Genomic DNA, 25805 nt, shown 5'->3' on the forward strand with positions numbered 1-25805 from the left:
AACCTATGCAAGCAATTCGTAACCTGAGCCTGGCTCTGACAGTCCTGTTCGTCGCCGGCTGCTCCAGCTTCACCAGTGAAAACAGCCCGAACCTGCCGCGCAATGCGCAGTGGGGCATCGTGCCGATGATCAACTATTCGCAGACTCCGCAAGCGGGTGAGCGTAGCGAGCAGATCCTGCTCAGCGTGCTCAGCAGCCATGGCCTGCAACCTCGGGTCTACCCCACCAGCACCCAGGGCGAACAGGCGCTGATGGACGACAATGAGCGCCTCACCGGTGCCTTGGAATGGGCCCGTGAGCAGAAGCTCGATTACGTCGTTGCCGGCAGCGTCGAAGAGTGGCAGTACAAGAACGGCCTGGACGGCGAGCCAGCGGTGGGCATCAGCCTGCGCGTGCTGGAAGCCAACAGCGGTCGTGTGCTCTGGAGCAAAAGCGGCGCGCGCGCCGGCTGGTCCCGTGAAAGCCTGGCGGGCAATGCTCAGACGGTAATCGACAAATTGGTTGGCGCCCTTCGATTCGAGTGAACGCAATGAATTCTCCACACATGGATTACAGCCTGGCGCCTCGCGCCAGCGGGCCGGTGTCTTGGCTGGAAACGCTATTGGTGACGGGCTTGGCCATTGGCCTCGGCTTCTGGCTGACTCCCGAAGACCCGTTGCAGATGCACGGTGGTTTCCCCTGGCCAATCCTGGCGCCGCTGCTGTTGGGTGTGCGTTACGGTTTTGTGCGCGGCCTGTTCAGCGCTGTGCTGCTGGTGGCGGCGCTGTTTGCCCTGCGTTACACCGGGCATCAAGGTTATACCCAGCTGGAGCCGTCGTTCATCGTCGGTGTGCTGGTGTGCGGGATGCTGGTGGGTGAGGTCCGCGACCTGTGGATGCGCCGCCTGGAACGTCTTCAGATGGCTAACGAATACCGTCAGTACCGCCTCGACGAATTCACCCGCGCCCACCAGATTCTGCGGGTGTCCCATGACCTGCTGGAGCAGCGCGTGGCAGGCAGTGACCAGAGCCTGCGCAGCTCGTTGCTGGGCCTGCGTGAAAAACTGCGTGGCATGTCGGTCGAAGGCGATGCATTGAGCGAGCTGGCCGACCCGATCGTGGCGATGCTCGGCCAATACGGCGCACTGCGTGTGGCGGGCCTGTACCGCGTCGACGACAGCGAGAAAAACGTACTGCCCCAAGCCTTGGCGATGATCGGTGTGATGGGGCCGCTGGAAACCGATGACGGTTTGATCCAGCTGTGCCTGGAGCGCGGCGAGCTTGTCAGCGTGCGTCAGGAACTGATCGATGCCGGCAACGCCGCGCAGTTTTCCTCGCTGCAGGCGTGCATCCCGTTGATCGATGCCGAAGGCCGCCTGCTGGCGATCCTGGCGGTTCGGCAGATGCCGTTCTTTGCATTCCAGGATCGCACCTTGAGCCTCTTGTCGCTGCTGGCGGGCCACATCGCCGACTTGTTGCGCCGCGATTCGCAAGTGCTGCGCCTGCCCGATGCGGACGCCCAGCAATTTTCGTTGCAGCTCAAGCGATCGCTGGTGGATGTGGAACAGCACACGTTGCCTGCCGGGTTGTTTGCGTTCGAGATGACACGCGCCAACGATGAGCTGACCCGCCTGATGGCGCGCAGCCAACGTGGCCTTGACCTGCACCTGCCGGTGCGCAACAACCGCGATCACGCGCTGTTGCTGGTGCTGTTGCCGTTGACCAGCCCGGAAGGCACCCAAGGCTACCTCGCGCGTATCGGCCTGTTGCTGCACGAACACTTTGGCATCGACACCGATCTGGACAGCCTGGGTGTACGGGTCATGCCTTTCAATCTGGAGCCTGGCTGTGATCGCAACGGGCTGCGTAACTTCCTTTACAACGAGTGTGGCCTGAATGATCAGCAAGTGGCTGTTTAGCGGCGCCGTGTTGTTGGAGGCGGGCAGTTGGGCCAGTTTGTGGCTCGATGCGCCGCAGGTCCACCAATTGCTGGTATTCACCTTCAGCCACGGATTGGCCTGCCTGATGCTCTGCGGCGCCGTTTGGTTGCTGTTGCCGGCGCGCTACCGCGCGCCGTTGCCGTGGAGCCCGCTGTTCATTTTCAGCCTGGCGTTCTTTGTGCCGGTGATCGGCACCCTGGGCGTGGTGGCGTCGATCTTCCCGGCGCTGTACCTGCCGCGTAAGCGCGACCAGCAAGCGTGGCAATCGGTCGGTATTCCAGGCCTGCCGTTCCGTGCACAGGCCCAGACGCGCACGCCGATCTTCGCCGATGGGGGGTTGCAGGACGTATTGCGTCACGCGCCCAACCCCGATCAGCGACTGGCCGCCCTGTTGGCGACACGCCGCATGCCTGGCAAGGACGCAGTGCCCATCCTCAAGCTGGCCTTGGGTGACCCCAGTGATGACGTCCGTCTGCTGGCGTACTCGATGCTCGACAAGCAGGAAAGCGACATCAACCTGCACATCCAGATGGCCCTTGAGCAGCTGGCGGGCGTCAGCCCTCGCACAGCCGGCCCGGTGCACAGCATGCTGGCGCGCTGGTATTGGGAGTTGGCCTACCTCGGCCTGGCCCAAGGCAGTGTGCTTGAACACGTACTGAACCAAGCCAGTGAGCATGCCGAGCAAGGCCTGGCGGCCGGTGAGGGTGGTGAGCTGTTATTGCTGGCCGGCCGTATTGCCCTGGAGCGCGGTGAAAATGAGCGAGCCGAAGCGCTCTTGCATGAGGCCGAGAGAAACGGCTTGGGCGCGGCTCAGTTACTGCCGTTCCATGCCGAGCTGGCGTTCGAAGCGGGTCGCTATCACGAAATCCCCGGGTTGCTCGCCAGCCTGCCGGAAAAAACCCGTCAGCGGCCACCTTTCGCTGAGTTGGTGAGGAGCTGGAATGAATCATAAAGACGCGACCCCGACGGCCGACATCTGCCTGCTGCTGGAAGGCACCTGGCCGTACGTGCGCGGCGGTGTATCGAGCTGGATTCACCAGATGATCCTCGGCCTGCCAGAACTGACTTTTTCGGTGATGTTCATCGGTGGTCAGCGTTCGGCGTACACCTCGCGGCGCTATGAAGTGCCGGCGAACGTGTTGCACATCGAAGAGATGTTCCTCGAAGACGCGACGCACCCTGCCGACACCCGTGGTACGCCACGCGATGCCGACCCGCAGCAGCTGGCCGACCTGTATCGCTTTTTGCATCATCCGGACCAGCCCGAGCGGGAACTGGGTGAGCGCATGCTCAATTGCATCGCCGAGGGCCACATGACCCTTGATGACGTGCTGCGCAGCCGTGCCAGTTGGGACACCCTCAGCGAAGGCTACCGCCAGCATTGCGCCGACCCCTCGTTCGTCAACTATTTCTGGACCCTGCGTTCATTGCAGTCGCCCTTGCTGATGCTCGCCGAAGCCTCGCGCAAGATGCCGCCGGCGCGGGTGCTGCATTCGATTTCCACCGGTTACGCCGGGCTGCTGGGTTGCATCCTCAAGCACCGCTGGAAGTGCACTTACCTGCTGAGCGAACACGGTATCTACACCAAGGAGCGCAAGATCGACCTGGCGCAGGCCACGTGGATTGCCGAAAGCTCCGGGCAGGCGCTCAACCGCAGCCTCGACGGCGGTTCGGGGTACATCCGCACGCTGTGGGTGCGTTACTTCGAACGGATCGGCCAACTGGCGTACAACAGCGCCGACAAGATCATTGCCTTGTATGACGGCAACCGTCAGCGTCAAATCAAGGACGGTGCCGACCCGAGCCGTACGGAGTTGATCGCCAATGGCATCGACCTGTCGCAGTGGTCCCGCGCCATGGAAACCCGTGAGCCCGGCATCGCGCCTGTCGTGGGTTTGATCGGCCGCGTGGTGCCGATCAAAGACGTGAAAACCTTCCTGCGTGCCATGCGTGGCGTGATCAGCGCCATGCCGAACGCCGAAGGCTGGATTGTCGGCCCCGAAGAGGAAGACCCGGAATACGTCAGTGAGTGCCGCAGCTTGATGGCGAGCCTTGGGCTTGAAGGCAAAGTGCACTTCCTGGGCTTCCAGCGCATCCAGGACATCCTGCCCAAGCTGGGCCTGATGGTGCTGACCTCGATCAGCGAGGCGCAACCCTTGGTGATCCTTGAGGCTTGGGCCGCCGGTACGCCGGTGATCAGCAGCGACGTCGGCTCATGCCGCGAGCTGATCGAAGGCGGCAGCGCCGAAGACCGCGACCTGGGCGTGGCGGGCAAGGTGGTGGCGATTGCCGATCCTCAGGCCACGTCCGCGGCCATCCTCGAACTGCTGCGCAGCCCTGAGCGCTGGAAGGCCGCACAGGCCGCCGGCTTGCTGCGGGTCAACCGTTACTACACCGAAGCCTTGATGCTGCAGCGCTACCGCGACCTGTACCAGGCAGCCATGGAGAACAGTTAAATGGCCGGCATTGGCTTCGAACTGCGCAAGATCCTCTCGCGCGACTCATACACCGCCACCTTGCATGCTTATGTGTACGCGGGCCTGATCAGCTCTGGCCCGTGGGTGCTGTCGATCATCAGCGTGATGCTGGTGGGGATCATCAGCCTGGGCCTGCTGTTGCCCAACTCGCTGGTGGGGCAGTTCCTGGTCACGGTGACGTACCTGATGGCCAGCTCGTTGATCCTCACGGGCGGCCTGCAGTTGTTCTTCACCCGCTTCGTGTCCGACCAGTTGTTTGAGCGCAACTACGAACAGATCCTGCCCAACCTGCTGGGCATCCTGTTAATGGTCACGGTCGGCGCCGGGGTGCTGGGGATTATCGTGCTGGCGGTGTTGTTCGATCAGCCGCTGATCTACCGCGTGCTGGTGCTGTCCAACTTCGTGGTGCTGTGCAACCTGTGGCTGGTGATCATCTTTCTTTCGGGGATGAAGAAGTACAACCGCATCCTGCTGGTGATGGTGGTGGGTTACTCGCTGATGGTGGCGAGCGCCTACCTGCTGAGCTTCCTGAAAATGCCCGGCCTGTTGCTGGCGTTGTTGATCGGGCACGGCAGCCTGCTGTTCCTGTACCTGTACGACATCCTGCGCGAATACCGCGCCGAGAAAATGATTGCCTTCGATTTCCTCAATCGTCGCAACGTATTCCTCAGCCTGTTGGTGACCGGGTTCTTCTACAACTTCGGCATCTGGGTCGACAAAATCCTGTTCTGGTTCAACCCCGGCACCTCCAACGCGGTCATCGGCCCGCTGCGCGCCTCGATCCTGTACGACATGCCGATCTTCATCGCTTACCTTGCGATCATCCCCGGCATGGCCGTGTTCCTGGTGCGTATCGAAACCGACTTTGCTGAATGGTACGACCGCCTGTTTCGAGCCATCCGCGACGGCGAGACCTTGCAGCACATCGGCTCGCTGAAAACCGAAATGACCCTCTCCATCCGCCAAGGTCTGCTGGAAATCTGCAAGGTCCAGGGCCTCACCGTGGTGCTGCTGTTCCTCTTCGCCCCACGCCTGCTGGAGTGGATCGGCATCTCCAGCTACTACCTGCCATTGTTCTACATCGACCTGATCGGCGTGAGCATCCAAGTGGTGTTCATGGCGTTGCTCAACGTGTTCTTCTACCTCGACAAACGCCGCGTGGTGCTGGAGTTGTGCGTACTGTTCGCGATCCTCAACGCCGCCCTGACCCTGCTCAGCATGCACCTGGGGCCTAGCTTCTTTGGGTATGGGTTTACGCTGTCGCTGCTGGTGTGCGTGTTGCTGGGGCTGGCGCGGCTGTCGTCGGCGCTGGAAGATCTGGAGTATGAGACGTTTATGTTGGCGCGGTGATTGGCTGGCAGGAGATGTGACGAAGACACTTGTCGGGGACGGCAGGTGCCTTTTTTTTCGCTGGGGCTTGATGGGGCGGTTGTGCTTTGGTTTCCCATACTCCAGAAACCACAAAGCCCCGCATTGCGGGGCTTCGAGATATGGTGCCGGCACCAGGAGTCGAACCCGGGAACTACTGATTACAAGCCGTTTGCTCTGAGGCTTCACCCCACTTCATCGAGTATCACCTGTTTCTATTGGTCTAAGTTTTACTTGGTCTGTAGCCAATTCGATGTCTTTCTATGTTTCACCTGTTAGCGTACCTTTGCATGAGAAACGGGGAACGGATGGGGAAAACGGGGAAAGAATGGCTAAGCGTACGCGAATGACCGAGATGGAGGCCTATGCGGTAAAGACTCGTCAGTCGGAGCCGGTCGGCTCTCGCGGAAAGGGGACTTTGCTGCTCGAACGTAAAGCTTCCGGAGCTATTCAGGCCTACTACCGGGAACGCACATCGGACAGCGACAAGCGGCTGCCTCTCGGGACGCTCGCGAAGAAGCCGCGTGTGGGTACAGACGAGCAGAGCTTGGATGGTATCCGTGGTGAGGCTTTGCGAATTTCAGTTGAGGCCGCTGCCGCTGGCGGTATTGCCAAGTACTTGGAGCACATCTCGGTGCAACAATTAGCGGCCGCGGCTAGTCGTGCAGCCACAGCCGCATTGGAAGAAGCGGAGCGGCTAGAACGTTTCCGCCTCGACGAAATTGAAGCGGCCCGCGGAAGCTTTCACGATTTGTTCCTGGATTACATTGAGTCGCGCCGCGTGAAGGCGACACCAGGCGTTGTGAAGGAGTTGGAACGGCTGCTCAAGACGAACATGCAAGAGCCCCATCCAGAGGTAATGCGGATGAAGGCCCGAGATATTAGGGCTGACCACATCCTCACCATTCTCAATCCGATCTGGGAGCGCGGCTCCAAAGTGCAGGCGGATCGTATGCGTTCGTTTCTGGTGGCGGCATTCAACCATGGGCTCACGGCTGAGAGTGTGGTCGGTCGCTCCAATGCGAAGACCTATAGCCTTGAGATCAACCCTGCAGCAATGGTGAAGGTCGATAAAGTCTCGGCCCCTGTCGAACGAGCCTTGTCTTATGCAGAGCTGAAGCAATTCTGGGAGACGGTTGAGGATACTGACGGTATCGGTCCGGTTATGGCACTGTTATTCAAGTTCGTCATATCAACGGGCGGCCAGCGGATCAAGAACCTAATCGAAACCACTTGGGCGGACTACGATCTGGACGCGGGTACGGTGCTATTGATTCACCGTAAAGGTAGAGGTGGCCAGACCCTGAGCCGACCGCACCTGGTACCGCTCTCTGATCGAGCCATTGCCATAGTGCGGCAAGTTCGGGAAATCAATGGGGATCATCCATGGCCCTGGACTACACACGGTAAACAACCTTTTGTGATCAGTAGCCCGACCCATGCCGTTGCAGACTGGCTGGATTCCAAGCATGCGCTAATCGCTGGCGGGAAGATCTCGACGTTCTCCCCGAGAGATTTGCGCCGCACCTGTACCCAGCTAATGCAGAAACATGGGATTGATGATCGACTGTCGGATCTTCTTCAAGCTCATGGCCAAACAGGTGTCGTTTCTCGACACTACCGAAATAATCCCGAAGCGGCGATGCCAGAGAAACGTAAAGCTATCGAGCTCTTTGACCGAGCTTTGGCTAAGGCTTTGGGGGAGGTCACTGATACGGGCAACGTGCTTTCCATCTCGCGCCGGAAAAAGAAAAACCCCGATGCAATGTCGTGAATGTCGTGCAGCTGACCCGAATCTGAAAAAGAAAATCCCCGCCCCATGCCCCATTCTTGTCGCACATAGGGCACCACCATCAGTCCGCTGCTGAATCCCCATAGTACGCGGCCTACAGCACATTTCAGTTCCGCAAACTCTACTCAAAACACGCTGAAACTGCGAATAAGTGGGAATAACAGCGAATAAGCGGGAATAAACAACGTTTAGTAATACGGTACGTTGTTAGTTTGGTAGTTTGAGCTGGCGAGATATGTCGCGACACGGTTTCTTAACTCACATTTTGTGTCGCGACACTGCGATTACTTAGCGCGGCTGCGATTTCCGCGCCACGTTTTACTTAGCTTGTGTTTCGTGGCGCGCACGACAAAACACTGGGGCAATCATCGTCAAAATATCATCGTCAAATCGATGCATGATCATTGCATGAACCTACTGAGGCCCTCATAAGTCCCTCTGAAACCCCCGGCCGTAGGGCTTCATGACTAATCCGACGAACGGTCATTACGATGATTTTGGGTGCTCACGGGGGCTCAGGGGTAAGCAAGAGACAGTAAGTTTAGCGCTAGAGATGTACGGGGATAGTTATTGCACACAGGTGATTCGAAAAATCTGGTTGATGTTTTTCTAGCGGCAGTTAACATGCGACCACGGCTAGAGCTTTCTAACAACAAATGAAACGCCATAGAACATCAATGGCTGGAGTTAGAATCGCTGACAGTTGGATTATCAGACAAAGAAAAGCCCCGGACGCTACCAACGCCGGGGCCTGTTCGGGAAAGACGCTACCAACGTCCTCTGCATACCAGCTAGGCCAGTACACAACCCCGAGGGGAGAAGCATTTTGACGGGCTTCTAAGTGATTCAGTTAGGCTAAAAGCGCCTAATTGGTTCACGGGCGGACTGTAGTGCCTGCGGGAATATTGCGCAACACTGGTGTCCTATACAGGTGCTGTGTTTCCGATGACTTGCCACCTTTCGACCTTTTTTCAGGCGCTGGTGGCCTACAGAGCGCTCCTCTCGGTTTTTCCAGTCTTTGGAGATTCCGTGAATGGCACAAATAGCAACCCGCAGTACCGATGTACCCAATCTGCCCATACCTGGTGCACGCGCTACCGCTGCCCAGCTCTGCGCCAAATACCAAGTCAGCCGCGCTACCTGGTGGCGCTGGTCCAAGACTCCCGGCTTTCCCGCGCCTATTCGCTTCGGTCGTTCCGTCCGCTGGGAGCCCGACTCTGTGGAATCCTTCCTGCTCAGTCAGGAGGCTTAACCCATGATGACCAATCAACTCTGCGCTGACGCGGGGACAGGATCGCTTTGTCTAGAAAAAGCGGCTCTATCCCTTCCTCTACCCTTAAACGCTTTGGTGCTTAATCGTCGTCTAGTTTGCCGCCATCAATTCGTCCATCCCGACGCTGACTCTGATAGTGGGGTGGCCTGACATGGAAAAGATCCTGCATTCCGAGAAGAGTTGCTCGGCGCAAAGCATCAGCGACACCAGTGGTAGCGCCCAGCGCATGCGCCTTTTGGCTTACCTGCATCTGCATGGTTCGATCAACACCTTCCAAGCCATCATGTTTCTAAACATCCTGCGCCCTGGTGCGCGAATATCTGAGCTGCGTGCGCAGGGGCACGGCATCGTTACCCACCTGGGTACGCTGAAGGATGCTCAAGGCCGCGATCACCAGAAGGTTGCGACCTACTACCTGAGTATTGGCCCAGTGCAGAAGGTGACCTCATGACGACCAAGATCATTGAGCCGATGGGCGAGGGTGATCTGGGAAATCCTCACATTGCCGTGATTGATTACCAGGGCGAACCTCGCGTGGACAGCCGCCTCCTGGCTGAGCAACTGGGTAACAAACACAAAAACTCGATGGCGCTTATCGAGCGCTACCTGGCGAAATTTGAAGAGTTCGGAGTTGTTCCTTTTCAAACGGAGAAACCCTTGGCCGGAACTGCCGGTGGTAGGCCGGAGCGCTTCGCCCCGCTGAACGAAGATCAAGCGTTCTTCCTGCTGTCGTTGTCCCGCAATACCGACCGAGTTGTGGAGCTGAAAGCGAGCCTGATCATGGCGTTCCGCGAAGCACGGTATGGGAACGCCTGCCGGACGCTGGAGGCCCGCAAGAAGGAAGCCAGCAGCAGTGGCCGGCGCCTTGCCCACTGGCGCTACGACAAACCAGGCGTGTACGCGCACGTCGCCCATCTGAGGGAGCAACTGAAGCTGCCTCTCGGTTTGGAGGACTTCCGTCCATGACAGCTATGCTCATGATCAGCGATAAACGGTCGATAACTTTTGTTGCAAGCAGTCGTGGTCGTCGGTATGGTTTGCCCGTCGCTGCAAATTCAGCGATCGGGCTTGGTAACCCGACGAAATCAAGGCGCAACAGCGCCCCCATTACGATTGCAGGCGCTTTTTTTGTGCCCGCAGTTACGTGTTATGGCGGCTGTGCGTGGGAGGCATTCGTGCCTGCCGGGTTCCTTGATTCCCGGTTTACCAACCTGCGCACAGCTGCCACCCATTCGCTTGGTAACGAACGTGGCAGCTCCTCAGATCAAGGAGCTACACCGATGAAACACGCCCTCATTCCGTCCGCAATTCGCGCATTTGCTCACCGCCGCATGGCCCTGAGCGCCCTCCGCGCAAACTCATCACTCTCCGTTCGCCTCGCCCGTTACAACTCCCACATGGCCATCGCTCGAACCCTGGAGTCTGCCGGCGGTGCGCTATGAATACTCCCGTCCGAACCATCCAAGAAATCGCCCACGAAACGCTTGAGGATCTCGAAAGCGCCCAGATCGCCCTGCGCAAGGTTGAGGCTGTGCTCTACGCCGCGTTGGCGGACAAGGGCACCAGCCAGCACGTCCGCAACTTGGTAGACGTTGCGTGGAACCTGGCCGCTGACGGCGCCAACACCGCCGACTGCAACCGCGAGGCAATTTCCGCCGCTCTGTCCGGGTGCGCTTGCCTGGGCGCCGGGGGCGACCTATGAGCCGCTCCTACAAGGAAATAGCCGAGACCGGCGTCCAAGATCTGTACGAAGTGACAAGTGCGCTCGAGAGCGTGCGCGCAATCTTCACACTGATGCTTGAGACCTTCCCCGAAGACAGTACGTCTCACGCTTTCGCGCAGTTGGGCACCCTCGAAATAAGCGACTGGAACACCAAGGTTTATCAGTGGTGCGAGTGCATGGAAGACGAGCTGGATGATGCGAACGCCGAGGCTAAAAAGACAGCACCATTGCCGCACTACCTGCTGGACCAGCGCAGCAACGAGGTGGCCGAGGCGATTTCTGCCGAGCGCACACACGCTACCAGATGGTGGACGCACTTGAACGAGATGCGGCGCCGCAAGGAACTGCCTGACTGGGTGGCGGCGGGCGTCGGCACGCATGATGAACACGATCTTATGCTGGAAAGCCGGAAGGCCGTCAACCAAGCCCTATTCGGATCGGACGATCTGGGCGGCGTTCAGACATACCGCGAGGTCGCCCTATGAACCAACACATGCGTTCACATTCGATCTTTTTATCAGCCTCACATTTTGCCCAAAGCCAACGCGTACTCACGCGAAGCGCCGACACCCTGACCTAAGAGGTTAAGCATGAAAATTCAAAACGGCGCATCTGCGTCGACGGGATCGGCTTGCCCGAAAAAAGCCACAGAGCTTTGGTTCGTCACCCACCCGAAGGTGCCCAAGGCTTTGCTAGGGCCGTTCTTGAGCGAGGCCGACGCAGAGTTCGGGCGCCTAGTTATGCGTAGTGCTGGCGCTCACGTAACAGCCTGTCTCGTTGACGGGATCGACGACATCACCCGCTGGCATGGCGTGAATAACGGCCAGGTTTGCCGGGCCTTTGCTGGCGCTGATCGCCGGGAGGTCGGCCATGGGTAGTGTGACCCCAATGAAGCGCAAGGGCAGCGGCATACCGCCCACCACGGGCGCCCACATCGACAGCACCAGCTATGCCCTGCTGGTGGAAACCCTGATCGGCTTCCTAGAGCTGCGCATCTCGGAAGGCGACCAAGGCCGCCACTGCGATGAGCTGGAACGCCTGACTCAAAAACTGGAGAACTTAGCCAAGCGGTTTACCCCGCCGAAGGGGGCCGCATGACTGACGCAACGATCCTATTCCGTGATGCGCTCCAGGCCGTCTATGGCCCTCTCGACTGGCTACCAGAGCCCGATGGTGCAATCCACCGGTTCCGTGTGCCGGAGGATAAGCCCGGCTCGCTCAACGGCTGGTATGTGCTGTACCTGGACGGCATTGCTTCCGGCGCGTTCGGCAGTTGGAAAGCCGGTGGCGCCAGCACCTGGTGTAGTCGCGAACCGGTAGACGCCCGCGAAGCGGCCCAAATCCGCGAGCGGGTCGACCAGGCCCGGCGTCAGCGTGAAGCCGAGCAACACCGGCGCCAGCAGCAGGCCGCCGAGAAGGCTAATCACTGGTGGCGCAATGCACGCCGGGCCGCGCCCGACCACCCGTATCTGGTAGCTAAGGCGGTTCGCTCCTACGGCCTGCGCCAGCGTGGCACTGACCTGCTGATCCCGCTGTACCTGGATGGGCGCTTGGTCAATCTGCAACGAATTGCTCCGGACGGCGAGAAGCGCTTTCTGTTCGGCGGCCGGATCAAGGGTACCTATTCGCCACTGGGCATTATCGAGCCAGGTTCTGTGCTTTGCATCTGCGAAGGGTGGGCAACGGCTGCCAGCCTCCACCAGCACGGCGGATACGTCGTTGCCGCGGCCATGAACGCGGGCAACTTGATCCCGGCAGCGATGAGCCTGCGTGCTCGCTACCTGGGCCAACCAATCGTCATCGCCGGCGACGACGACCGGCTCACCGATGGCAACCCGGGGCGCGCAGCGGCAAACGCAGCGGCCGCGGCCGTGGGTGGTCAAGTGGCTTTCCCCGAGTGGCCGGAAGGCGCCCCCGATGACCTCACCGACTTCAACGACCTCGCCAACTGGAAACTCGCCCATGTCCAAGCCTGACACCAACGTGATCAACCTTCGGCCGGACGCCGCGACCATTGCGCCAGATCGCCCCTGTTGGGCGGTGTATGAGCATTGGGTGATCAATGAGAAGGGCCGCAAGCTGCGCCCGGGCGTTTACTGGCATAGCTTCAAGCGCGCCGCCGCTGACCAGGACGACGCCGAGGGCGACACCGGCGACCGGCCTATCACTGATGAGTGGATCTCCAGCCCCGTCACCGTCGTCGCCCGCACCACCAACAGCGACGATGGCAGCGAAGGCCGTTTGCTGCGCCTGGTCACAGAGGGCGGTATCAAGGAATGGATCATCGCCATGGAAGTGTTCGGCGGCAGCGGCGAGGACGCCCGGCGCGCTTTGTTCGGGATGGGCGTCATTATCGCCCTCAAGAAACGCGGCACGTTCATGGAGTACCTGCTCGACCAGCATCCTGCAGAAGTGTTTGCCACCACCAGTCGGCCGGGCTGGCATGAATCGGGAGCGTTCGTGCTGCCTGGGCGAACCATCGGTAGCGCCAATGTGCGGTACCAGGCCAGCAACAAGGCTCAGGTACTTTTCAGCCGGCGCGGCGAGCTGGCGCTGTGGCAATCGGAGGTTGCCGCCAAGTGCGCCGGCAACCCGGTGCTGACTCTGGCGATCGGCTGCTCGCTGGCTGGCCCATTGCTGAGTTTGGTGGGCGTGCTGGGTGGTGGTGTTCACCTGGTGGGCGACAGCTCAAGTGGCAAGTCACTGGCGCAACTGATCGGCTCGTCGGTATGGGGAGACCCGGGCGTGTTCGCCGCCAGTTGGGACATGACCAAGGGCGGCCTGGAGATCGAAGCATCAAGCCGCAATGACACCATCCTCCCCCTGGATGAGATCAAGCGTGCTGATCCCAAGCGCGTACAGGAAATGGCGTACTCCCTCGCCAACGGCCAGGGCAAAGGCACCATGACCCGCGAGCGCGAAGGCCGCGCCAAATTGAGCTGGCGCCTGCTGACACTCTCCAGCGGCGAGCGCTCACTCTCTGAACACGCGGCTATATCCGGCAATGCCGCCCACGCTGGCGCCGAGTTGCGCATGGTCGACGTGAACGCCGGTACCCGCACACACCGGGCCTTCGACGAATTGCACGGGCTTGAGGGAGCGGACTTTCACCGGCAGCTCACCGTAGCGGTAGGCGCCCACCACGGCCACCTTGGACCAGCGTTTGTGGAGCACCTGGTCGCCGCCAACGATAAGCCCGGGCTGCTCAGTGACTTTGACGGCATCCGCGCCCAATTCGTCGAGGACAACGCTCAGGCCGGCCGCGTGGCTGACCGGTTCGCCGTGATCGCGTTGGCGGGCGAGATGGCCATCGCCTACGGCCTGTTGCCATGGGAGCCGGGCACCGCCCTCTCCGACTGCCGCTTGCTCTACGGGGAATGGCTCTCCCGTGTCGGCGGGGGCAACGCAGAAGACCGCCAGATCCTGGCCGGCATCATCGATTTTATCGACAAGCACGGCAGCAGCCGATTCTCCGATGTCGACGCGGCGGAGGTGGACGCCAAGGTATTCAACCGGGCTGGATACTGGGAGCTGGTGGCCGGCAAGCGGCTCTATCTGTTCAACAAGTCCGCGCTGATCGAGGCAGCCCATGGATTCGGCCTCACCCGCGTGGTCAAGGCACTGGAGGTTGGCGGGGCCCTGGCCAAGCGCGACACCGACCGCGATAGCCGCAAAACCAAAAAGTACCGCATCCCCGCCGGCGGATCGGCGCGCCTGTACGTGATCGACCCAGAAGCCATGGACAGCGAAGGGAGCGGCGCATGACCACCAAATCCACCAAATATGAATGCCCGAGTTCACAGGAACCTATAAACGTGGGGAACAGGGGGAACGGGGGAACAGCCAGTAAAACCGTGGGCTGTGGCCGTTCCCCCGTATTGAATGTATGGGGAACAGGGGGAACACAAACATGTTTTTGAATATAAGCGTGTCTGCGTTTTCCAGAATTTGGTTATCACCGTTCCCCACAAAAAAACGTGGGGAACAGAAACCCCCTCTGAAAGCCCTGGAAACATTGGCTGTTCCCACTGTTCCCCCGTTCCCCCGATTTTTTTCTAGAGACACATATGGGCAATGGCGCAATCAGGCCGAGGTGACGCCATGAGTCTCCTTTTCGGCTTGCTCGATCAAATGCCGCCAGCCATTGCCAGTACCGACACGCCAAAAATGGATAGTCGGCCTCGTCCACGCCTGGTGCTGGCCAACCCTGTCGAGCGCACTCCCCGGCTCATCACAAGCCCACACGCAAGCGCCGCCACTGCCACGCCCGAATGGCGGCAAGCCCGTGACCAGTACCTCAACCACATCATGGTTTGTCGGAGCTGCTACGCGCCCACCGGCCGCCATTGCACGGCTGGCGCCCACCTGCGCGCCAGCTACGACGCCACACCTATGGAGGCGCACCAATGACGCCCAGCCTTATCACCCGCTTGTGCAACATCGGTATGAAACCCGGCATCAGCGCCGCCACACAACTCATCACCACCCGGCGAATCTGTCGCGCCATTGCTGAACAGCTCGACGTTATCCGCAGTGAGCGGCGAGCCCTTCGTCGGCAGGCGGGAAAGTTGAAAGCATTCCTCCCCTTCACCCGGCAGACCATTGCGGAACTGGAGGAGCGAGCCCAGGAACACCAAGAAGCCATCCGCAGCGGAGCGTGGAGCGCACTTGCTGGGTTTGGACAATCACTGATGTTCGACCGTGAGGGGCTGGCGCAGGCGTTGGGCTTCGACCAGATGTGCGACCTGCTCAGCGTCAACCCAGTACATCGCCATCGGGCTATCGCAGACGGTGACACCAGCCTTCGCGGAGTGGCCTACCTATCCCAACTGGAGGACAGCGCCGACCGCAAAAGCGACGAATGGGGTGCCGGTGGACCGCTGTATCGCGCCTGCCACGCCGCCATGATCCGGTTCATCAGGGAATGCCCAGAAGACCAACTGCCCGACCCATTCGCCCCTGGTGCGCCGTTCGGCCCAAAGCTGCCGCCAGTCCTGAGCATCGTCGGCAACTGACCATTTTCCGCGCCACGTTTTGCGAATCACGAAAACGTGGCGCGACACCGAGCAGCACCATCGGGCACCTGCCCACGACCAGCGCCAGCGGCGCACAGAGGAAACATGACTGACCAAGACAGCAACATAACGGGCCAAGCGCCCACGCACCGGGAACGCTTCGCCGAGGCGTGCAAGATCACTGACTTTGCTAGTGATCCAAAGATGATTGGCGGGTATGTCGTTTGGGGCGTCAATCACATCGTCAAAGGTGGGCGTGACGGAATCGACGGCCCGTATTACACCGAGCAAGAGGCTGCGATTGCCGCGGACTTGTTGAAAGCCATAAATCCATTCGCCAAGGAATACGCATCTACCCACTGCTCAGCCTGGAACCCTGACCCGCGCCGCGAAAAGGCTACCCGTGACGACGCCATGGCATCCCGCATGCTGCTGGCAATGCAGATCGGAGCAGAAGTACCGACCCAAGTCACCAACGGCAAATAGGAGAAATAGACCATGGCCGCATTGGCAATCGAGTACAGCCCGCGCACAACCATCATCCTTGGCGGTTCACTCGCAAAGAAATACGGACGCAAACACACTTTTCTGCTTTCTGATCACGGGGACGTGCGAGAGGCGGTGAGAGCGATAGACGTGAATCATCAGGGATTCGCCCAGGATCTAGCCATTGCCAAGACCAAGGGTATTGAGTTCGCAGTATTCCGAAATGGTAAGAATGTTGGCGAGGCTGAGTTAGGTCTGGGGGGCTGTCGCGAGATCAAGATTATCCCCGTGATCTGCGGGAGCAAGCGCGGCGGCGTTCTTCAAACGGTAGTAGGTGTCGTCCTGCTCGCAGTCGGGGCTGTACTGACATACGCGTCTGGCGGTACGGCGACGCCGTTTACGTCAGGGATGATGATGCTGGGCGCTTCCCTTGCTCTGGGAGGGGTGATCCAAATGCTAAGTCCCCAGGCCGGCGGCTTGAAGACCAGCGCAGCGCCGGAGAACACCCCCGGCTATGCCTTCGGCAGCGCCAAGAACACCACTGCGTCCGGCAACCCGGTACCGCTTTGCATCGGCGAGCGACGGTGGGGCGGGGCGATTATCAGCGCTGAGATCTACGCCGAAGACCAGATGTGATCTGAGGTCTGCCAGTGCTACCTTTGCAGCTCATGACAAGGAGTTCCCATGCTTAAGATCATCGCCGCAATTGCCCTGGCCGCCTTGGTGACTGGCTGCTCTACCTCCCCGGTATCGTTCGACCAGGCTAAGCCTGTTCCTGGTAGCAGGGTAATGGCGTATGGGCAAAAGCCCACAGGCCCGTACGGAACAATCCAGGTTTCACGCGATACCGGTTTCGTAGGTGGTGGCTGCTTTGTAGCCATTCATATCGACGGTCGACCAGTCGCTCGCATTGATACTGGTGAGGCGGTGAGCCTGTTTGTTCCCACTGGCGACCACTTAGTCGGGCTGGGTGCAGACGAACGCGGTTCAGGACTATGCAGTTTTTCAGGGTCGCTAAAAGAGCAATCTGCAACGTTGAAAGCAGGCCAAGTGAGGCGGTTCCGAATCGGCGGCGACACGAATGTCGGCTTGGACATTCGCCCAAGCTCTATTTAACAAGCGCCCCAAACAGACGATATGGTCTCACTCAGACCAAATCGTCTGTTTCGCCACTGCCTCGCGGATCGTTGGTAACCACTATGGTAACCACCAAAAGTAACCACTCTGCTTAATCGTAATCCGTTAGCAACCACATGCATTCAGAGGCAAAACATGGAAGCTCAAGCCTATCTTCGAGAGCTGAACACCCAGCTCACCTATTTGTTTGCCTATGTGCGCAAAATCAATGAAATCGACACCGCCGCAGGTCTTTTCGGCGAGTTCCGAGGAATGCAGGATGCTGGCTGGAGTACTGTCGCCACTGCCCACGAGGTTTTCCATGAACTGAAAGTCCTCGGGTCAAAGGGGGAGCCATTGACTCGGGCCGAGCTTCGCCAAGTGCTATGCCTATACGCGCATCTTGCCGAGGCAGGTGGTGTGTACGAGGGGTTGTTGAACACCATGCAGATCCCTCAGTTGAAGGCTTACAACCTCTGGCCGTTTCAAAAGCTCGTCCGAGTGCGTCCTGAACCCAGAGCTATAATCGGCCCAAACGCTAACGCGATGTTTCGGCACCTAGCACGGGTTGCGACTGAAATAGGTATGAGCAGCCTGGCGAGGTTGTTAGAGACCACCTTTCGGGACGACATCAGAAATGCCATAGCGCATGCCGACTACACTCTCGTTCCTGAAGGATTGCGAGTAAGGCGAAGAAACGGAGGCCAGCCAGTCATTGTCTCCCACGCAGAGATCGGAGAGGCTTTACAGATAGCAATTTTCTTCTTTGAAATGCTCCAATCCTTCCAACAGGAAATTGCAGAGTCATTTCGCCCGGCCCGAACTATTGTCGGAAGGTTCAGCGAGAACCCACCCATGGCCTGGAAAATCGAATTATCCGATGATGGGGGATTCTCCCTTTCTAGCGATGCGCCTGGCCCACAATACGATGCTGCGTATGAACGACAGAAGCGGATTAATGACCGCTTGGGCGGGCGTATGGTGGCGGCTTACATTGAACCAGGCGCGGACTTGCCGCCCGGGCTCATTGCAGAGATCTCAACAATGGGCTTTGAGGTTTTGATAGTGGAATTCGAGAGTGACCAGCAATTTGCAGATCTTGTAGCTGAAGTAGAGAAGCATCAATTGTGGAACCCAGGGCCAATTCCAGAAAATGATTTTGGACGTGTGCTCATGTCGACACCTTTTGGATTTCAAAAAATCTCAAACGGGGAGCAATTCAAAGCCTCGCTTCCCGTTGTTGAGGAAGTTCTGATGGCATGATCTTTACGGAATTCGGCCACGCGCTTGGTCTCAGGCTTTGTCAGGTTCCACGCTGGCCCTATGTAAAGTTTTGACAAGTCGCCGGCGTGGACCAGACCAGTCCGTAACCACCACAAGTAACCCACTCGCGTTGCTACATCAATCAAAGGGATCTCCATCAGGGAGCCGTCCGGTGCCGGTCAACCTTGACTATTGTTAACAGCACCACTGGATGTGTAAGCGGCGGCAATCAGCCAATAGGAGAGCTGGACATGGCGAAATTTGATGAGCCTTTTCACGCCAACCTTGACACCCAAAAAGTAATGATTGGGGGTAAGAGTCTTGAACAAAGGAAGAGTGATCTTGAAGCGGGCGTGGCTCGGATTGGTGGCTTTTGGCGTCACCCGAATTACTTTCAAGCCTACTTACATTCAGCATCTCTACTGATCGAACAGGGACGAGCGACAGAGACGCTGGATGAGGTAGGGTTGCCCGCCTTTTACCTCCAGAGACACGCCATCGAATTATTGTTGAAAAGCTTGCTGTCATGGCTGACCAATATTTCCGATCTTCGCAACGACTTAGGACGATCTAAGGAGCAACCAAGCGACGATCTGAAAGATGCTTTGCGCAAAAGCCATGACCTCAAAAAGCTCCATGGACACCTCCTAGAATTTGGCGCCGCGCTTAACGTCCCACCGCCTCCAGCGGAGCTAGGCAGCTTGATAGAGAGTATGGGGCAAGTGGAGATAACGGAGACCTGGTCCAGATACAGTTCCTCATCAAAAAAATCGAAGGACGGCGCACGCATACAGGTCAAACACATTCCAGAAGAAATTCTGATCCCGATCGTTGAACTACAAGAGGGACTTGATGCTATCGCGGTCCTCGTGTCGGCGCGCGTAGCCTTCGGCGAGACATACGAGGATGAGCTACATGACATCTGGGCGCAGCTAAATGCCGATCTAGATCGAGCATAAAACGAAGCAGAGGGTTAGCCTTTACTGAGTTGCAGGCGCTGACCAGGTCGGGCGGTATCCACTCCGGTATCCACGGTTTGGAAGGTATCAATTAGCCATGAACTGAGGCGCGTTTAATCGCCTTCGGGTTCTCCGTTCTGGGCGGCTGGTCCCGTTGCAGCCAAATCCTCTAATGCCTCCAGCGTCTCCCTGTGCAGGCTTTCCAGCCATTTCCAAGCTGTTGCTTGAAATAGATCGCGTTGACTCTGAGGGTATTCATTAGCGATAACAGAAAGAGATCCAACCAAACTGAGCCCGCAGAACATTAGGGGTTGTGCCAGCCCCTCATTAGACGGACCAGTAAGAAGTATGTTTTTCCGGCTGAGATACAGCCCCATTTTGTTATCCAGGCTATCCGCACCCGTGTGAACGTATTGGCTCGCAAGCTTGTATTGCGGCCTGAGAGACTGATACCCCGAAAGCTCCTCCAATATGGAGAAAGTGATTTTTTTGGTGTCAGGAAGAAGGACTTTTGCCCATCCGTTTTCACGGTCAAAATCGGAGCCATGTTTCTGAATTGCGCGATCAAATGCCTCCTGAAGCTCCGTCATTACCTCGGCTGAGATCGGCGGCTCACCAGTAACCTTGCTGTGTGCATTAAAAAACTCAGCAGCTCGTAAACCTAGAACTGACTGGAAATCTTTAAAACGCTCTGACAGCGAGTTATCTGCATTACCCAACAGAGAGAGCACTACGCATGTCTCATGCATAGCCCGCCAGCGGCTGAACCCGCCTTCTGAGTATCCGCCAGAAAGAGAGTTATGGATTTCTCCGGATAGCTGAACAGAACGCGAAAATAAACGAGTCAACACATTAAATTTTACGTCGGATGGCAACTGTCCGTTACGTTGCTCCTCTATCAGCTCAGACAGAATTTCTTGGCACATCAACGTGAGACTTCTAAGTCTGCCTAGCGGTTTTCCCCAGGTCATGGAAAGTCTTTCACGGAAACCGGAGAAATCTGAATGGTCTCCGGATAGCGTCTCCTCGAGCCGCCCCTCCAATCTCTGTTTGAGATTTTCCGCTTCGCGTTGGAGAACGGTGTCTGCGTCAGCGGATGATTTCTTTAGCGTCATGTGCCTTCAGCTCTTTAATGAATGGGTTGGCCGCCTTCGATATCTTGAGCGGATGGTCCCACTTTTTAATCGCTGTTAACACCGCCCCATACCCTAGCGACAACAACTTGCCGCAGCATGAACACACAGTAAGTACGCAGCTCCGTTCGCACGGTTGGTACGCATTCGGGTGCGTACTGGCAGCAGGTTCGCACTGAGGTTCGCAACCACCTACGCGCGAACCAGGGCCGCCAACATGAGCCGGCTATCTACACTGTTTCCAATGGTCACTGCTGTCTCTCCCGGCAGCATGGACAAACAGCGACTATTGTTGCTGTTCAAACCAAAGGAGATTTCAAATGGCTGAACAGTACGCGGGACAGATCGTTGCGGTAGGTCCGGACAACTTGGATTACCACATTCAAGTCTTTCAAGACGTGATCACAGAACGGTTACTTAGCGGTGAGGTTAGGCATATGCCTGGATTGAAGCGTTTTCAAATTCAAGGAGGCGGGGCGGTAAATCAGCTATCTGAGACTGAGTACCAGGTAGTCGCAACTGGCATGAAATTGACCGTGTACGCTTAAGCGAGCGAGTTTTGCACGCATTAGCAGCATGGGATCAGAGTTCGAATCCCACGCTACGCCTCTAAGTCAGCACAGCGCCAAAAGGAGTTAGGGCCTTCCGGCTGGTAACAAAAGTTGTGCTTTTCAGGCGCTGGTTTCCACTGTGGTTTCCAGGGTTTGGCAGTGGTTTCCACTGGCAACCTGGCCAGACCCAGACCAAACCCACGGTGCGGGGTCGACTGGCCGGCGCGCACGATCCGCGCCAGCATTGTGCGTTGAATTCAACTCACCGTGTAGATCCCAACACGCTGGCGCCGACTATTACTTTGACCACACTTTGACGGAATGCGAGACAGGCATCAGACCAAAACCACGCCTGGTGGGCGTCTGAGGCTTATCCCGTGGCCAGCCCGTCAAACAAGCGCATCGTGGCCGCTGATACCCCTGACAGACCCCAGACGGATACGGCGCTTTCGGCCCACCTACTTTTACCCGACCTCTACTGAATCGCTGGCGAATGTGAGACAGGCATGAGACGGATTCGGCGAGCGTGGCCGCCTGAGAACGCGCAGCGACCAATGCGGGCGGGGCTCACGCATTAGATGCGGGGAAATCCCGTATCACATCACCAGGGCACTTTGCCGCCGGCAGACGCAAACCACGTAAAGGTGATTCCGGGCATTCGCGGCGCCGGTGCTACGCTCTCCCGAAACACGGAGAGCCACCATGACGGAAACCAAACTGATTGCCAGCCTGTTCGACCGCCTCAACCAAAACCAGCTCGCCCTGGGCGCCGCGGTGGAGGAGCTTTCCAACTGGGTCGAACAGCGCGGATCGGCAGACATTGCCAACAACGTGCGCGGCGCACTGGAAACGCTCGACGAGAACCTGGTGTTCATTCGCCAGGGCATTGCTGAGTTGGCCGTCGCGGGCAGTCTGGGCCAATCGTGAGGAGGCAAATAATTCTGGACAGTTCTGGACGGATCGCGCCGCGGAACGCGATCTGACCCAGCCTGCGAGCCATAGCAATCAAGGGCTCTGACCGATCGGCGTAGCAGGGCAGATAGTCACCACGTCCAGAATTAGGGGTGTGTCCCGCTGCGGGCGGTTCCGAGAGCCACATCAGAAGTCCAGAGATGGAAATACCTCCCTCAAATCCTAGACCATCCTTGACAGAGCCTTGACCAAATTCTTGACAGGTCTTGACGGATTTCTCCGGCGCCATCAGCGGTTGGAGCGCTGTCGAGCCAAGCGCGGCGGCGCTTTGCTGATCTTCCCGCAGCCCTCTCACCACCCGCCTTGTCAAAAAATCGAACGTGGCGGTCAAGCTAAACATTCTGCGGGGCGCCCCATCAGGAGAAAAAGGATTGTGTAGCAAGATGCAAGGCCAGCCGAACAAGCGCATTAATTAGTAAATCATGCCTCCAGCGATTTTAGTTGAGCGAAAAAAGATGATTACTAATCATCAGGATTCAACAGCTTAAGTAGACCAGGCGTCCTCGAGCAGTGCATGCGAAGCTCAAAAAAAATGGCACGTAATCGCTAGCCCCTCCCGAGATCGCTTACACATGATTTTATGGTGCAAAGGCTTCTGTGAAGGGCGAGAATTCGCTCCCTGTACGGCGCCCTTGTGTTAAAAATTCAATAAATTAGGTAGCCGCTAACAATATTTTTTCTTCAAGCGCATCGCCCCAATTGGAACCCGTCTCGGACCTCTCCAAATAAACTTAATAGGTTCATCAGGTTAGCTATTGAGAATAGCGGCGCTGTAATAACGTCAAATTTCCGTCATGATCAGGCTTCGTAGCTCTTAATTGACGCTCATTGAGATCGGTTGGTTGGTCGTGATAGTCTTACGCCATCAGCTGCCTCGGGCGGCTTTTTTTCGCTTTTTTCAACATTTTTTCTATCGACACATTCAGTTTTTTTTTCGAAAGTCTGTCGGTTTGACTGTTAGGCTGTGACCAAGGAGTGGCAATGGCAGCAGCGTTAGAAATCGATCCGGAAGCTGGGAAATTCAAGGTCTGGGGCACCCATGGCACCAGTTTTTCCCGTGCGGAGATGATCCACGAACTTGGATTTGTAGCTAAGCCGGGCCGCATCGGGGTAGGCGCCTACTTTTGGACCGCAGTCGTTGAAACTGACGAATGTATGGATCTGGCTCGACGTCTTGCGAGGTCTTGGGCAACGAAAGTGGAAAAAGGTGGTCTCTATGCAAGAGACAAAGACAAATCCCTAGCTATAGTAGAAGTAGGGATTACCGTAGAGGAGGACGAGGTGCTTCCCCTTGATGATCCTCAGATGACATTCAGGCTGTGGTCGCTGCTAAGGCGAAAATTGGCAGAAAAGCTAGGCTTTGAGAACAATGATGAAGACTGGGCAGGTGTAAATTTAAATAAGTGTCAGGAGGAGATTAATGGCTTCATCGAAGCGTTCATCCTTGACCTTGAACAGAACCTTAAGACGAGGTTCAAAGTGATTTTCAAGTCGCAAGGTTGCCCATCATTTGGAGATCCTCTTATTCCTTATCTGGGAAACCATAGTTGTTTTGCGATTCGCGATACTGATGTTATCAGCATTATGAATATCACTAAATAAGTGAGTAATGTTATGAAAAGTGTACTTGGCTTATCGAAATCGAAAAAATTCAGCGATGCCTTGGATAAAACCTTTGCAAAGTTTGAAGCTATGCCTGCGAAAGAAATGTTCGCTATTGGTTTACAGCATTCGAAGGGAGAAATTGCGGCTTTTGTATCGGCTTGCAGTGGAATCGATAGTGCCCACCACCACGAAATTAGCTTTGTGTTCGAATCACCTGACACTAGCCTAAAAAGCTTCACAGCGTCATTTGAACGTAAATCCACCCTATGCTTCAATACCGGATCATCTTCGCAGGATATGACAGCTCATACGAACGTTGCAGCCAACTCCGCCTATTTAGGCGTAGTTGGGGCGACGGGTATTGGCATGCTCTGCCAAGCTGCTTGAGCACTAAGGAATGTCCATGGATCGGCACGCTATACAGCTTTCCAATATCACCGTAGACGAGCTTTATATAAAGATTTTAGATCGAGAATCTTTCGATGGCAAAAGCTTCCCGAGAGACTTTTCGCTGACAGTGTCTCGATCCGACTATGACGCAGAAGACAAGGTCATATCCGTCAGGCTTGAAATGAATCTACAGCCTGAGTCTGAGATAATAGATCGCCCGTTTGAAATGCGTATTAAAATCGCCGGGCACTTTGAAGTCGACGAAGACAACTTTCCTATGGAGCAAATTAACAACTTTGCTGAAAATAATGCTCCGGTACTCTTAATACCATATATTCGGGAGCAGGCATATTCGCTTAGCATCCGCGCTGGCGTTGATCCCGTATTATTCCCTCTAGTTCAAGTCCCTATCTTTCGAATTACAAAGAAAGAAGTCAAAGAATGAGCTTATAACTAACACTTTCAAGTTCTGCAAACCGCGCTCGACATAGAACGGCTAGACAGAACCTTGAACGTGATAGTTATTTATTGCTGTTCCAGGCTTTAGCTTTCTCTATCTATCTGAACGGTTTCGCTCACGAACATTTCAAAATTAGCTCTTCCAGAGCTAACTGCCCCTAAGTCAAAAAGCAAATGCTGAGTTCCGGGCGAGTCGACCCTGAAGCTTTACTAAAAATGACTCTCAGTGGCTGTTACAGTTCTGCTCGATAAACGTCAGGTGCCAACGGAAAACGTTGCCTCGCCAGATAAATCCTTCGCGCACCAGTTAATACTAGACAGGCCCTAGACGGATTTCCGACGACAGAACACGGTCAAGTTGCCCGCAGCCCAAGCAATGCGCCACTTCCAGTATCAAAGGTGGCGTGCTGGCGCTAGATGCTCGTCTAGTATTTTCCGGGGCTTCCAGCGACCTGACAGCAGGTCGGAGCAGTTGGTGAACGAGTCGCTCACCCTCAAGCGGAAACCGGTCGGCCTGCCAGCTTGGTCAGCCCCCTGATTCCAGGTAGCTGCTCACGTTCCGCTGGTAACATCTGCAGGTCATTTGCTGGCCATGCCTCATTCCGGCGCCAGCATCAACCGCGCACCGAGGATAGAGTCGTGTCCGTTATTGACTGTGATTATCTACCCACCGACAAAGTGGTATTTCCGCCGGAGCTGGCGCTGCTGATCGTCAGGAAGGCCAGCGCGATGGCGGCAGCATTCGAGGAGCAAGCGCTCGACCAGCTCACCAAGGACGCCCGGCGTGCCCTTTCGCGGGGAGCTGAGCCACGGTGTGTAATTAGGGAAATGCGCTTGTAGGCGGGAAAGAGAACTGCCGGGATCTCGTTAGCTTTTCCGGCACCTACCATACCGAAATGGGAGGCTAGGTGCAGGCCCAGAATTCCGGGTAAGCGAAAGTAAACAAAACCGGCTGGGTTAAAGCAATCTGCTACTGTGCGGGAGGCCATTCCTTCGACTTTTCAATATCGGCCCAAGGCCATGGTGATGGATGACTTCGATGACGAGCCCAAATCAAAAGTTCGACTGCGTCGGCTTTGTCCCCAACGCCGAGCAGCCGGGCATTCTCTAACGCACAAACAAACCCGTGGGCGAACAGAAACTGCCTTTCACGCTCTGTCGGACTTTTCTCTCCTCGAATCGCCTCAAGCAAGCTCAACCAACGATCAGCGCAACTCTCTGGAAAACGATCTTCCAAAGTACGCGTGTAGATATCGGTCGACATAAAGGCAGCTCCAAGCACTTATTTCAGAGCCCAGAGCGTAG

General features: G+C 57.0%; 29 protein-coding genes. 27 read left to right on the top strand and 2 right to left on the bottom strand.

Features of this window, described 5'->3' with window-relative positions; translation table 11 throughout:
- Positions 1–5 precede the first annotated feature (5 nt).
- From HX812_RS21815 to HX812_RS21915, 21 genes are all read left to right on the top strand, one after another.
- A complete protein-coding gene (locus HX812_RS21815) occupies positions 6–524 on the top strand; it encodes a hypothetical protein (RefSeq protein ID WP_016979090.1) in 519 nt (172 codons plus the stop codon).
- 5 nt (positions 525–529) lie between these two features.
- Complete coding sequence (locus HX812_RS21820; RefSeq protein ID WP_038842103.1) at positions 530–1897, top strand: PelD GGDEF domain-containing protein; 1368 nt, start codon at positions 530–532, stop codon at positions 1895–1897.
- Positions 1875–2870: a HEAT repeat domain-containing protein gene (locus HX812_RS21825; protein ID WP_038842100.1), complete on the top strand. Its 996-nt coding sequence runs from the start codon at positions 1875–1877 to the stop codon at positions 2868–2870. The genes HX812_RS21820 and HX812_RS21825 overlap by 23 nt, the downstream gene beginning before the upstream one ends.
- Complete coding sequence (pelF, locus tag HX812_RS21830; RefSeq protein ID WP_038842098.1) at positions 2860–4374, top strand: GT4 family glycosyltransferase PelF; 1515 nt, start codon at positions 2860–2862, stop codon at positions 4372–4374. The genes HX812_RS21825 and pelF overlap by 11 nt, the downstream gene beginning before the upstream one ends.
- Positions 4375–5745: an exopolysaccharide Pel transporter PelG gene (gene pelG / locus HX812_RS21835; RefSeq protein ID WP_038842095.1), complete on the top strand. Its 1371-nt coding sequence runs from the start codon at positions 4375–4377 to the stop codon at positions 5743–5745.
- 364 nt (positions 5746–6109) lie between these two features.
- The gene (locus HX812_RS21840; RefSeq protein WP_177128286.1) at positions 6110–7537 is read left to right on the top strand and encodes a site-specific integrase; all 1428 of its coding nucleotides are present in this window, start codon (positions 6110–6112) and stop codon (positions 7535–7537) included.
- A gap of 1442 nt (positions 7538–8979) precedes the next feature.
- Positions 8980–9279 carry a helix-turn-helix domain-containing protein gene (locus tag HX812_RS21845; RefSeq protein WP_050572363.1) on the top strand — a complete coding sequence of 100 codons (300 nt, stop codon included), beginning with the start codon at positions 8980–8982 and terminating at the stop codon, positions 9277–9279.
- On the top strand, positions 9276–9794 hold the full coding sequence (locus tag HX812_RS21850; protein WP_235165384.1) for a Rha family transcriptional regulator: 519 nt from the start codon (positions 9276–9278) through the stop codon (positions 9792–9794). The genes HX812_RS21845 and HX812_RS21850 overlap by 4 nt, the downstream gene beginning before the upstream one ends.
- 472 nt (positions 9795–10266) lie before the next feature.
- A complete protein-coding gene (locus HX812_RS21855; RefSeq protein WP_038842092.1) occupies positions 10267–10530 on the top strand; it encodes a hypothetical protein in 264 nt (87 codons plus the stop codon).
- Positions 10527–11036 (top strand): hypothetical protein, encoded by a 510-nt coding sequence (locus HX812_RS21860; RefSeq protein WP_038842090.1) that lies wholly within the window; start codon positions 10527–10529, stop codon positions 11034–11036. The genes HX812_RS21855 and HX812_RS21860 overlap by 4 nt, the downstream gene beginning before the upstream one ends.
- Positions 11037–11141: 105 nt before the next feature.
- Positions 11142–11429, top strand: a complete 288-nt coding sequence (locus HX812_RS21865) for a hypothetical protein (RefSeq protein ID WP_038842088.1) — start codon at positions 11142–11144, stop codon at positions 11427–11429.
- Positions 11422–11649 carry a hypothetical protein gene (locus HX812_RS21870; RefSeq protein ID WP_038842086.1) on the top strand — a complete coding sequence of 76 codons (228 nt, stop codon included), beginning with the start codon at positions 11422–11424 and terminating at the stop codon, positions 11647–11649. The genes HX812_RS21865 and HX812_RS21870 overlap by 8 nt, the downstream gene beginning before the upstream one ends.
- Positions 11646–12527 (top strand): toprim domain-containing protein, encoded by an 882-nt coding sequence (locus HX812_RS21875; protein ID WP_038842084.1) that lies wholly within the window; start codon positions 11646–11648, stop codon positions 12525–12527. The genes HX812_RS21870 and HX812_RS21875 overlap by 4 nt, the downstream gene beginning before the upstream one ends.
- Positions 12514–14316, top strand: coding sequence for a DUF927 domain-containing protein (locus HX812_RS21880; RefSeq protein WP_038842082.1), 1803 nt, complete (start codon positions 12514–12516; stop codon positions 14314–14316). The genes HX812_RS21875 and HX812_RS21880 overlap by 14 nt, the downstream gene beginning before the upstream one ends.
- Before the next feature lie 336 nt (positions 14317–14652).
- Positions 14653–14961, top strand: coding sequence for a hypothetical protein (locus HX812_RS21885; RefSeq protein WP_038842248.1), 309 nt, complete (start codon positions 14653–14655; stop codon positions 14959–14961).
- A complete protein-coding gene (locus tag HX812_RS21890) occupies positions 14958–15566 on the top strand; it encodes a hypothetical protein (RefSeq protein ID WP_038842080.1) in 609 nt (202 codons plus the stop codon). Before HX812_RS21885 ends, HX812_RS21890 begins: the two co-directional genes overlap by 4 nt.
- A 105-nt stretch (positions 15567–15671) precedes the next feature.
- Positions 15672–16052: a hypothetical protein gene (locus tag HX812_RS21895; protein WP_050572362.1), complete on the top strand. Its 381-nt coding sequence runs from the start codon at positions 15672–15674 to the stop codon at positions 16050–16052.
- Positions 16053–16064: 12 nt separating this feature from the next.
- Positions 16065–16688: a tail assembly protein gene (locus tag HX812_RS21900; protein WP_038842078.1), complete on the top strand. Its 624-nt coding sequence runs from the start codon at positions 16065–16067 to the stop codon at positions 16686–16688.
- 48 nt (positions 16689–16736) lie between these two features.
- Entirely contained in the window at positions 16737–17168 is a 432-nt protein-coding gene (locus HX812_RS21905) for a hypothetical protein (protein WP_038842075.1), read from the top strand.
- Positions 17169–17324: 156 nt separating this feature from the next.
- Positions 17325–18431, top strand: a complete 1107-nt coding sequence (locus HX812_RS21910; RefSeq protein ID WP_038842072.1) for a hypothetical protein — start codon at positions 17325–17327, stop codon at positions 18429–18431.
- Positions 18432–18682: 251 nt separating this feature from the next.
- Positions 18683–19390 (top strand): hypothetical protein, encoded by a 708-nt coding sequence (locus HX812_RS21915; RefSeq protein ID WP_038842069.1) that lies wholly within the window; start codon positions 18683–18685, stop codon positions 19388–19390.
- A gap of 113 nt (positions 19391–19503) precedes the next feature.
- Here HX812_RS21915 and HX812_RS21920 read toward each other — a convergent pair whose 3' ends face one another.
- On the bottom strand, positions 19504–20505 hold the full coding sequence (locus HX812_RS21920) for a DUF5677 domain-containing protein (protein ID WP_038842066.1): 1002 nt from the start codon (positions 20503–20505) through the stop codon (positions 19504–19506).
- A gap of 338 nt (positions 20506–20843) precedes the next feature.
- Here HX812_RS21920 and HX812_RS21925 point away from each other — a divergent pair, with 338 nt between their 5' ends.
- The 6 genes from HX812_RS21925 to HX812_RS21950 all read left to right on the top strand — a co-directional run bounded on the left by HX812_RS21925 (position 20844) and on the right by HX812_RS21950 (position 25340).
- Positions 20844–21071, top strand: coding sequence for a hypothetical protein (locus HX812_RS21925; RefSeq protein WP_038842064.1), 228 nt, complete (start codon positions 20844–20846; stop codon positions 21069–21071).
- A 705-nt stretch (positions 21072–21776) separates the two neighbouring features.
- On the top strand, positions 21777–22001 hold the full coding sequence (locus HX812_RS21930) for a hypothetical protein (RefSeq protein ID WP_038842061.1): 225 nt from the start codon (positions 21777–21779) through the stop codon (positions 21999–22001).
- A 1026-nt stretch (positions 22002–23027) separates the two neighbouring features.
- Positions 23028–23648: a hypothetical protein gene (locus HX812_RS21935; RefSeq protein WP_050572361.1), complete on the top strand. Its 621-nt coding sequence runs from the start codon at positions 23028–23030 to the stop codon at positions 23646–23648.
- 12 nt (positions 23649–23660) lie between these two features.
- Entirely contained in the window at positions 23661–24038 is a 378-nt protein-coding gene (locus tag HX812_RS21940) for a hypothetical protein (RefSeq protein ID WP_152514678.1), read from the top strand.
- Between the two features lie 16 nt (positions 24039–24054).
- A complete protein-coding gene (locus HX812_RS21945; protein WP_038842058.1) occupies positions 24055–24486 on the top strand; it encodes a protein-export chaperone SecB in 432 nt (143 codons plus the stop codon).
- A 653-nt stretch (positions 24487–25139) separates the two neighbouring features.
- Complete coding sequence (locus HX812_RS21950; protein WP_038842055.1) at positions 25140–25340, top strand: hypothetical protein; 201 nt, start codon at positions 25140–25142, stop codon at positions 25338–25340.
- Between the two features lie 130 nt (positions 25341–25470).
- On the opposite strand, the gene HX812_RS21955 is transcribed toward HX812_RS21950, so the two are convergent.
- The gene (locus tag HX812_RS21955) at positions 25471–25764 is read right to left on the bottom strand and encodes a hypothetical protein (RefSeq protein WP_152514677.1); all 294 of its coding nucleotides are present in this window, start codon (positions 25762–25764) and stop codon (positions 25471–25473) included.
- Positions 25765–25805: the final 41 nt, after the last annotated feature.

The organism is Pseudomonas sp. IPO3749 (genome assembly GCF_013386605.1).
Lineage (GTDB): Bacteria > Pseudomonadota > Gammaproteobacteria > Pseudomonadales > Pseudomonadaceae > Aquipseudomonas > Aquipseudomonas azotoformans_A.